The following is a 1,174-nucleotide window of genomic DNA, read 5'->3' as shown; positions in this document are numbered from 1 at the left end:
TGCAGCCGCACATGACACCCGGTGCAGAGGGGGACGCCGTCGCGCAGATCCGTACGCCCGCCGTCACGCCCCCAGAACCTCGAGTGATGCGTGATGCACCACGTCGGTGGCGCCAGGCACCACGCACAGCCGCCGTCGCGCTCCATCAACGCCTTGCGTTGATCCGTCGTGTACAGGCGCCGCGCCCGGCCCCAGTCCAGCGGCACGGAGTCGCCACCCATCACCACCGGCAGGATCCGTGCGTCCACCGCCATCAGGCGCATCGTGCCCACCGTCATGGACCCCGGCAACGAGTCGCACGTCGCCAACGCCAGGTCGTCCTCGAGATCCTTCTTGTCCACCCGCACGATCACCTCGCACCGCACCCCCGCACCGGGCGCGTCGCACCCCATCCCGTGCTGGGCCAGCATCACCAGCGCGTCCGCGCGCACCTGGTCCGCGGTGCGAGCATCGGCCTGCGCGACCGCGGGGTCGTCGTGGCGCCGCTGGAACGCGTCCCTGACCTGCGCGTCCAGCCACGTCACCACGAACGCCGCGCTCGCCCGGTCCAGCCGCGCGGTGATCCGCGTCATCCCGTCCGCATCCTGCGACACCCTCACCGACCGGGCCTCACGATGACGACGTTCCTTCTCCGCCAGCGCCCGCCGGTCCAACCGTGCCAGCAGCCGCTCGCACGCCCGCCGCAGGTCCCGCAGGCTCAACCGCTCCGCCCGTCCCACCAGGCGCGCCTCCAGACCCTCGGGCACCTCCGCGAGCGCCTCCAGCGTCCCCACCAGCACACCCTTCGCACCCGCGCCGATCCGGCCCTCCGCGAACGCCTCCGCGACCAGCGGCCACCGCTCCTTGGCCGCCTCGTTCCCGGCATCGATCAGCCGCTGCGCCTCGCCCTCGCCGATCCCCAGATCCTCGGCGACCTTGGCGCGGGCGCTGCGATGCCCGTGACGACGCGCCCACCCGCTCGCGCCCCGGTCCGGCGTCGACCGCCGCTGGGCCGACGCGGCCGCCTCCGCGGCCACCACCCCCGCATGCCGGTACACGCTCGCCACGCACTCCTGGAACAGCGCGAACTCCTCCTCGGCAAGCGCGTCCACGTCGACACCGTCGAAGTGCCGCAACGCGGCCATCGCGGTCGTCAGACGCGAGGTGGAGAAGCTCATGGACCCAGTCCACCACG

At 73.2% G+C, this 1,174-nt stretch carries 1 protein-coding gene; it reads right to left on the bottom strand.

The features are described from left to right. On the bottom strand, nt 1–1,157 hold a 1,157-nt coding region (locus AOM04_RS14125; protein ID WP_156160768.1), incomplete at its 3' end, for an HNH endonuclease signature motif containing protein. Nucleotides 1,158–1,174: the final 17 nt, after the last annotated feature.

The organism is Demequina soli (genome assembly GCF_000971195.1).
Lineage (GTDB): Bacteria > Actinomycetota > Actinomycetes > Actinomycetales > Demequinaceae > Demequina > Demequina soli.
Note: the sequence above shows the minus strand (reverse complement) of the source record. Positions and strands in the feature narration are given on the sequence as shown.